The organism is Nocardia sp. NPDC059228, from assembly GCF_042754245.1.
Lineage (GTDB): Bacteria > Actinomycetota > Actinomycetes > Mycobacteriales > Mycobacteriaceae > Nocardia.
The window spans coordinates 1-7,904 of record NZ_JBHZAL010000077.1 but is presented as its reverse complement, the minus strand read 5'-3'; the positions used below and the strand labels follow the sequence as shown (position 1 = coordinate 7,904).

General features: G+C 64.3%; 10 protein-coding genes. 5 read left to right on the top strand and 5 right to left on the bottom strand.

Annotation, left to right across the window (positions count from 1 at the left end; genetic code table 11):
* Positions 1-205 precede the first annotated feature (205 nt).
* A complete protein-coding gene (locus tag ACFXKA_RS42285; protein ID WP_379431794.1) occupies positions 206-847 on the bottom strand; it encodes a lipase family protein in 642 nt (213 codons plus the stop codon).
* 146 nt (positions 848-993) lie between these two features.
* On the opposite strand from ACFXKA_RS42285, the gene ACFXKA_RS42280 reads away from it, so the two are divergent.
* Entirely contained in the window at positions 994-1,392 is a 399-nt protein-coding gene (locus tag ACFXKA_RS42280) for a nuclear transport factor 2 family protein (protein WP_379431793.1), read from the top strand.
* Positions 1,393-1,690: 298 nt separating this feature from the next.
* Here ACFXKA_RS42280 and ACFXKA_RS42275 read toward each other — a convergent pair whose 3' ends face one another.
* Positions 1,691-2,284, bottom strand: coding sequence for a DUF6461 domain-containing protein (locus ACFXKA_RS42275; protein ID WP_379431795.1), 594 nt, complete (start codon positions 2,282-2,284; stop codon positions 1,691-1,693).
* Positions 2,285-2,706: 422 nt separating this feature from the next.
* Here ACFXKA_RS42275 and ACFXKA_RS42270 point away from each other — a divergent pair, with 422 nt between their 5' ends.
* Positions 2,707-3,054 (top strand): hypothetical protein, encoded by a 348-nt coding sequence (locus ACFXKA_RS42270; protein ID WP_379431792.1) that lies wholly within the window; start codon positions 2,707-2,709, stop codon positions 3,052-3,054.
* Positions 3,055-3,057: 3 nt separating this feature from the next.
* Here the strand turns inward: ACFXKA_RS42270 and ACFXKA_RS42265 are convergent, their stop codons facing one another.
* Positions 3,058-3,636, bottom strand: a complete 579-nt coding sequence (locus ACFXKA_RS42265) for an HAD domain-containing protein (RefSeq protein WP_379431791.1) — start codon at positions 3,634-3,636, stop codon at positions 3,058-3,060.
* 206 nt (positions 3,637-3,842) lie between these two features.
* Positions 3,843-5,192 (bottom strand): IS110 family transposase, encoded by a 1,350-nt coding sequence (locus ACFXKA_RS42260; RefSeq protein ID WP_379431790.1) that lies wholly within the window; start codon positions 5,190-5,192, stop codon positions 3,843-3,845.
* 314 nt (positions 5,193-5,506) lie between these two features.
* On the opposite strand from ACFXKA_RS42260, the gene ACFXKA_RS42255 reads away from it, so the two are divergent.
* The 3 genes from ACFXKA_RS42255 to ACFXKA_RS42245 all read left to right on the top strand — a co-directional run bounded on the left by ACFXKA_RS42255 (position 5,507) and on the right by ACFXKA_RS42245 (position 7,211).
* Positions 5,507-5,896, top strand: coding sequence for a hypothetical protein (locus ACFXKA_RS42255; RefSeq protein ID WP_379431789.1), 390 nt, complete (start codon positions 5,507-5,509; stop codon positions 5,894-5,896).
* A gap of 33 nt (positions 5,897-5,929) precedes the next feature.
* A complete protein-coding gene (locus tag ACFXKA_RS42250; protein WP_379431788.1) occupies positions 5,930-6,454 on the top strand; it encodes a DUF4265 domain-containing protein in 525 nt (174 codons plus the stop codon).
* 193 nt (positions 6,455-6,647) lie between these two features.
* Positions 6,648-7,211 (top strand): GNAT family N-acetyltransferase, encoded by a 564-nt coding sequence (locus ACFXKA_RS42245; protein WP_379431787.1) that lies wholly within the window; start codon positions 6,648-6,650, stop codon positions 7,209-7,211.
* 120 nt (positions 7,212-7,331) lie between these two features.
* Here the strand turns inward: ACFXKA_RS42245 and ACFXKA_RS42240 are convergent.
* Positions 7,332-7,904 (bottom strand): integrase core domain-containing protein (locus ACFXKA_RS42240; protein WP_379431786.1); only part of this gene is annotated, 573 nt, incomplete at its 5' end.

The following is a 7,904-nucleotide window of genomic DNA, read 5'->3' as shown; positions in this document are numbered from 1 at the left end:
GCCCCAACGCATTCCGTCAGCAATGGTCACCGACCGAGTTCGAGCAACAAATCCAACTCGCATAACCGGTGGGCCTGCAACCGGGGCCCAGTCACGCGCCCGACGCGGACGACGGCAGTTGCCGGCAACGACTCTGTCATCGCGTTCGATTTCCTCTCGGCAATGCTGGAAGATCCTGCTTCCCAGACGATCCCACCCTCAGGGCTCATGGATCAATATCGATCTTCGGAGCGACCGATAAACCAGACTTATCTGTTGGGTTGCGCAAGCGACTCCGATAATCGGCCGGTGCGGGCCGGCCGTCGACCGAACCGACCACTGTGCAGGAACATCCGCTACTGCCGCATCCTGCGCGGTTCGAATTGGCCAGAACTGGCGCGGCCGACAACGAGACCGACTGCGGCCCAGGACATCCTCTTCTGCCGAATAGCGCGCTTTGTCGACCTTGGATCACTACCGGAGACGCCGTGGCGGGACGTGCCCGAGCGGCCATCAGAGCTTGCCCGGCAGGCGTCAGATATTTGTTGAAAGCCGCCGCCAGACGTGGATCGGCGCGCATCATGCCCGGCAGGAGCGACGGCAGGAAACCGGAGAACGGACCGGAATCGAGCGACTCCAGGTAAGGGCCGATGGGTGCTGTCCAACCACCCATGGCAACACCGACCAGTCGTATTTCGGGAGCGTAGGTCGGTTGAACTTGCGCGGCCCAACGGGTACCGATCGACCCGCCGGAGTAGCCCGCCGCAGCAACCGGAGTATCGGTGCCGGACAGGCCGAGCGGCGCGAAACCCTCGGCTGCGCGCACTCCGTCGAGCGCGGCGTAACCCGGCTGTTTCGGGGTGAACACCGACCCTGCCGATGAGCGCGCTGCTGCTCCGGCGCTTGTGACATCGTCGCCACTGCGAATGTATTGATGTACGGCCATCGGCACGGCGGCTACGAATCACTCCCAGCGGTCAATGAGTGAAGTCACTACGAGAGAGGAGACCTGCCGTGCCTAGCTCCGACGATCCGATGGCGGTGGTGCGCCAGTATGTCGACGCTTTCAACAACGGTGACGAGAAGGCGATGGCGGCGGCGTGCGCTGACCCGATGCAGATTCTGGACGGAATGTCGCCACATGTGTGGCAGGGGCGGACAGCCGGAGTGGACTGGTGGCGGGCCGCGCTTGCGGAGGCTGAGCATGTCGGGGCTTCCGGCTATCGCATCGATCTCGGTGAGCCGCGGCATGTCGATGTCACCGGTGACTTCGGGTATGTCGTCGTTCCGGCCACCTTCTCGTACAACCTTAGGGGCGAGCAGGTCACGCAAACCGGCGCGGTCTTCACTGCGGCACTGGGCAAGGTCGGCACCGACTGGCGTCTAACGGCCTGGGCTTGGGCTAAAGGATGAGGGGCACTTGGCGGCTCTGCGATGACCGCCTGACCCGCACCGCATGCCGCATTGACAGAACCGGCCAGCGCGGGTGCATGGATGATCAACTGGCCGGGGCCATCTGAACCCGCCGACCGAATGTCGTCAGTGCACGGTAATGCGGCATACCGCGCTCACCGAACCGGCCAGCGCGGGACATCGGAAGATCAACTGGCCGTGCCGATCCGACGCCGACGGAACGTCCGCTACTGCCGATTATGTGATGCTTCGTCTGCATCACACGAAGCGTCGGCGCGCGTGCTGGGCGACTCGGCAACTACCGCGAGGCTGGGGGCAGGAGCCGGCCGCTGAGGACGGGACGGTCGTTGAGGTCATCCAGAGGCACCCCGACGCCGAGGCTCTCTGCAAGGCTGTAGAACATTCCGAGGGACCCCAAGGGGCCGTATTCGTCTTCTTCGGGTCGGGCGCCGAGGGCCTGCATCTCGGTGTCGAATCGGTGCGGGTCGGTGCCTGTCCGTGCGAAGCTGTCCGTGGTGTCGAGTCCGGTGATGAGGCGGCCGTCCTCGGCGTACCGGAACACCCCTCCCGGTTTCTCGCTGGCGTGCAACTCCAGTGCCGCGGTTCCGATCGAGGCGCGCAGCACCAATCCCCGGTCTTCGATGCCTTTCCAACTACCGTGCTCCCACGCCCAGGCCCAGCTTCGGTAATGCCCTGCGCTGACCACATATCCGTCGGATGCGTAGAGAAGACCGCCCAGCTCGTAGCGGAAGTCATCCGGCCCGCGCACCGCCACGGTGTTTTGGTCGACGCCCATCCGCTCCAATAGCTCCCGGGCGTTGATCTGACGCGCGAAGGTGAGGTTGACCAGCGGCAGATCCCTGTCGTACATCCACCCAAGGCCACCGGTCATGGTGTTCACGACGCCCCCAGGTCGCGGATCGCGATCAAGGTCCGGAAACACAGTCCATGATCATGAAACCAGGCGTCATCAGCAGCTGAAGCAGTCACAGCGGCTGACACTGCCATGAGTCACCGACATCCATGGCCGGGCCCGCCCGTCGTCTAGTAACGACGGCCACTCCGGCGAACAAGCCGGTTCCACGCGCCGGGCTGTTGCGGGACTCGATGGAAGTCCAACGTCCGGTAATGCCTGCGGCCTCTCGCCAACGGATTCGACCCCCACGCGCTGTCCTGCGACACCGTCGGCTTCGGATACGGACAAGGCCCCGACACCACCCAAATCGCCGCCATGGACGGGCGCTACCTCACAGCCGACACCGCAGCCGCCTTCACCGGACGCGTCGCCGGCATCTACGCCGCGACCGGAAGCCGATGGACCCGAACCGGCTTACCGAGCGTGAATACCTGCTGCAATTCGCGACGCGCCCAGGCATGTTCATCGGCTTCACGACTGTTCGTGGCGTGACCTGCTTCCTCGACGGCTACGATTACGCCGCGCGCCGGGCCGGCGGTCGAGGACTTGACGGGTTTCGCGACTGGCTTCTCACCAATCATCTCCGCTGCGAGAGCAACTTCGTCTGGTCCGGGGTGATCAAGCAGATCGCAGTGCCCGAATGGGACTTCGTCACAGATCTCAGCCCAGAGCAAGAGGTTCGCATCCTGGAAGTGTTGTTCACCCTGCTCGATCAATTCCTCGCCGAACGGGAAGGTCCCAGCTGATCATCAGCCCGGGTCGGCGGGGTCAGCTGCCGCGAGCCACTTGACGAAGACGGCGAAGTCGCTGTGCCGCAATCCGATTCGTGGGTCGACTCTGTGCAGCAGCGCCTGGCCGAAATGGTGGTCGGATACCCATTCGCGGTCGTTGTCGCTGATCTCGTCGTCGACCCAGATGAACGACCGGCGCGCGGCCCATTCGACGATGGTTCGTGTCTTCCAATGCAACCCGAACCATTCGTCGAGTTGATGGTCGGGCAGGTCGGGCCATTCCACAATCGCCAGCTCGGGTAAACCCAGTAGTGGGCCGACAACTTGGTTCGCTTCGTGGAGCCAGGTGGTCGCCCACACCAACTCGCAGGGCAGGCCCGAGAGCAGTGGCCCCAGCGCAGGGTCGACACGGGCCACGAGCGGGTTTATGGGGAGCGGTCGTTCGTCGATGATGGACGGCTGTCGATGGTCTGCAGGCGTGGTGCCGAAAGGGATGAGCGGACCGTCGACGTCAAGGAAAAGCAGCGAGTGGTGGCGCGGTGTGTCCATTGGTTTGAAGGCTAGTCCTCGGACCGGCGTCGGCGCGGCGTACAGCAAACGCACTACTCTGCCGCATACCGCGCTGACCGAACCGGCCAGCACGGGGAGACGCCGCCCGATCTGGCGGATCCGAGGTGGGGCGACCCGTGTGGTCGCAATGGCGCGGACAGGCCGGGGCTGCCCGTGATGAGCGACGAGATCACCCGGGGGTGTCTCGATGCCGCGGAGGGCTCGCCCCGACCGACCGCTCGACGCGCCGCCGCTCAGGCGGCGGTCGAGATCTTGGCGGGCGTGCTGCCGTGGGTGGCGATATGGGGGTCCCAGGGTTGTCGGGTGGTGATGACGGCGTGTAGCTGACGCAATATTGCTGCGGCGATTACGGTTTGGGCTTGGGTCGAGGTGAGCCGATTGGTCTCGCGGCCGGTCAGATGCTTGTAGCGGGCGGCATATACCGCGTTGGCGCGTTGGGTGCCCCAGACCGCGCGCCAGGCGGCCACTCGCAGGCCGGGGCGGCCTTGGCCGGTGAGCTTGGTCCGGCCGGTGAAGGTCCCCGATTGCCGCTCGCGGGGCGCCAGGCCGGCGAGTTTGACCACCGAGCGGGCGGTGGGAAACCGTGTCGGGTCACCGGTTTCGGCCAGCACGGCAGCGGCTCCGACCGCGGACAGTCCGGGAATCGAGGTGACGAGCTCGGTCAGCCGCAGCTCGTCGAGCACCGCGGTCATGCGTTGTTCGGCCTCGGCCAGCCGCCGCCCGGATTCGGACCAGTCGCCCAGCAACAAATGCACACGTTCGAGCGCGCCGCGTCGATCCGCCCGCACTCCGGCTGAATCGCTCAGGGCCGCAAACAGATTCCGGATGATCCGCAGCGACGGGCGCTGCCCGCCGGTGCGCGCGAGTTCACGCCGGACTGCCTGTTCGAGGCGGGCCTGGCCGAGCCGGTGAGTACGGGCCAGATCCCCGTTGTCGCGTCCGCAGATCACCCGCAGCGTCGCCACCCATGATCGCGATCGCAGCGGTTGACGCGCTGTTTCCAGCGCGGCCGGCCACACCCATTCCAGCAGGGCCCGAATCTGCTGGACTCGAGAGACCATCTCCACAAGCAATTGTTCGCGGCGAGCCCCCAGATGCCGCAACCGGCCCCAGATCTCCTCGACCGGCTCGGGGACATAGCAGCGCAGCTGCGCGGTCAACCGGGCGATGAGCACCGCGTCCTTTTCGTCGGTCTTGTCGCAGGTGAGGTCCTCGGCGCGGCGTGACCATGACGTCATCGCCGGTTGCACGCAAACGAACGCCATACCCCGATCGGCGGCCAGCCCTCCCAGCACCCGCCAGCGATGACCGGTCGGCTCACATGCCACCGTCACCCCGGCGAACCCGGCCGCCGAGGCACGCTGCCCGGCCCAGTCCAACGCCACACCCATATCCCAGGAACGGCACCGGAATATCCTGCGCGCCAGCACCTTCGAATCATGGCCGGTCACCACGACCATCTTCTTGCGATCGGCCAGATCGACACCGACGATCGCATTCGAGGTCGGCACCAGCACGCGCAACCGGCTCAAACGCGCATTACGGTTGCGATCACCCCGCGACAAGCGACTACCGTTACTCATCGAACGTCCTCCTCCTGCGATGGGACACCAAGCCCGACAAGCGCATCAGGAGGACGTTCCCCACGTCCAGCACCCGAAGCACAGAACGTCTTTCTATGCCGCATGCCGCGCTGACCAACCCGGCCAGCGCGGCGCACCGGAAGATCAAGTGGCCATATCGATCCGAGGCCGACCGATAATATGCAACGGCCGATCGGTGTGCACCACGCAGACCGTTGTGAGGTAGCAGTCAGTACGAGCGGTACGGCCAGGTGCGGCTATTGTTCGTTCGTTCAACCCGCTCAACCCACTGAGTTCACCCGCCAGGAAGGCCAATGGACCCCCTCGGAGATTCGCTGCTCGCTCGTCTGGTCGGTCTCGAACTTGCCTCGGTGGTGTTCGTCAGGGATTACCTGCAGTTCGACTTCGACGGCCCACGCTTGACCTGCTATGTGTGGCCGACCGTTCAGGCCGACGGCATTACTCGGTCGCTGGGAGATGCCGGATATCGGGATACGTTGTGCGCCTTCATCAGCCAGACCGTCGTATCGACCAAGGAAGCTGTTGGCCTCGGACTTGTCGTGCGGTTCGGGATAGGTGCGGTCTCCATCCATCCGGCACTCGAGGAACTGACTGGCCCCGAAATCGCGATGATTTCAGGCTTCCCCGACAGGAGCTGGGACGTATGGCGTCCCGGTGAGGACGTGTTCGCTGACCTGGAATGAAAGCCGGCGCTACGTCCGGCCGAACATCCGGGCATGGTGCATTCTGTGGTGATGATCGACCGGCAGACCGAATCGCATGAGGAAAGGGCGAGCCATGTTCGCGTTCATTTCGACCTCGAGGTGGATGAGGACGGTTGGCCGCCCGTAGGTACCGAATCCATGTGGGCACTCCCTTCGACCGAGCCGGGACTCGTCGAACTCGCCAACACCCCCTGGTTTGTCCGCGGGCTGGCCATCGGTGACATCATTCGGGTCGCTGCCGACAGCGCGGGCCTGCTGCGGATGACGGAGCACGTGTCGTGGTCGGGCAATTGCACGATCCGCGTAATCGCTTACCGCTCAGGACCATTGGCAGGTGACCTGCAGCCAGTGATCGATACCTTTGCGTCACTGGGAGCCAACTACGAGGGCCTTCAGCAATACGGGATGGTCGCCCTGAGTGTTCCCCCGCATGCCGATCTGTCCGCCGTGAAACGTCTGCTCCGCCAAGGCGAACGAGACGGGTGGTGGGCTTACGACGAGGGATGCATCGGCGACGAATGGGACGAGGCAGGGTAGCCGATCGCCTTCGGCGAATCCACCCGTGGTATCCGCTCATGGCGCCGACGGGCCGAACCTGATGCGGTGCAGAACGTCCGCTATTGCCGTGGAAGATCAACGGGCAGAGTGTCGTACGGCCGCCAGCAGTGCGCGCTCATGCCGAGTCGAGTGCATCTGGTAACCACCGGCTGACTCCTGCAAGGATCGGTATGTGATCTGGCCGCTACTTCTTTCCCACGACCGCCTCGACGATGGCGAGGTGTCGTTACAGTCGTACAGCTCCGCCGACGCTGAGGACCTGTTCGAAGCGCTGCGCGATGAATGTGTATGGGAGCACATACCTCGCACGGTGCCTGAGGATTTCAGCACGCTTGATGCGGACATCGTGGCCAGCATCGCGTCCGGAATGTGGCTGACATTCACCGTCCGCCGAGCAGGGGGCGTGGTCGGCAGGACATCGTTGATCTGGGATCCGTCCGCCCCAGAGGGTGTCGAAATCGGGGGAACCCAGTTCGCGCCAGCAGTTTGGGGCACTGGAATCAACATGCGAGCGAAGGCGTTGTTGATCGGTGGATTGTTCGCGCAAGGGGCAGAGTGGATCAGGTTTCGCACCGACGAGCGAAACCTCCGATCGGCGGCCGCGGTCCGCAAGCTGGGCGCGACTGACCTCGGCGTGCACCAGGACACCATCATCCGTCGAGACGGAAGCATGCGTCGTAGCCGCTTCTTTCGCCTCGATCCTTCCACTGAATATGTGTCGACACCGCAGAGTTGAGGTAGTTCAAACATCCGCTACTGCCGCATACCGCGCTGACCGAAACGGCCAGCGCGGTACCTCGGAAGATCAACTGGCTGCGGGCATCCCGGGCGGCTGACCAACCGCCGGCAGTGCACGCTATTGCCGATGAGCGCGATCGCCTGGACTGCGGCGCCTTGGCAGAATGCGCGGTATGCGAGTGACCTCTGACTGGGCCCCGATTGCAGGTCCACCGATCATGTGAGTTGCAGTGGTTGGTTGAACTCTGTCGGTGACCATTGCTGACGGAATGCGCTGGGGCTGAGGAAGTTCAGCGATCTGTGGCCGATAGTTGTTGTACTCGATGCGCCAGTCTTCGGCAAGGACCTGAACCTCGGTCAGCGAGTGAAAGACCTCGCAGTCGAGGAATTCGTCGCGGAATCGCCCGTTGAACGATTCGCAGATCCTGTTCTGCCACGGCGACCCCGGGTCGATGAACGCTGCATCGACCCCGGTGAACCGGCACCAGTCGGTCATGGCGTGGGCGGTCATTTCGGTGCCGTTGTCCATGCGAATGTGGGTCGGCTTGCGGCCGGTGGCCGCGATGATTTCGTCGAGCACCGCGATCAACGCATCGGCGGTGCAGGAACGCAAGGCCCTGACCGCGAGCGCTTCTCGGGTGAACTCGTCGACGACGTTGAGGAAGCGGACCTGCCGGCCGTCGACGGTGAC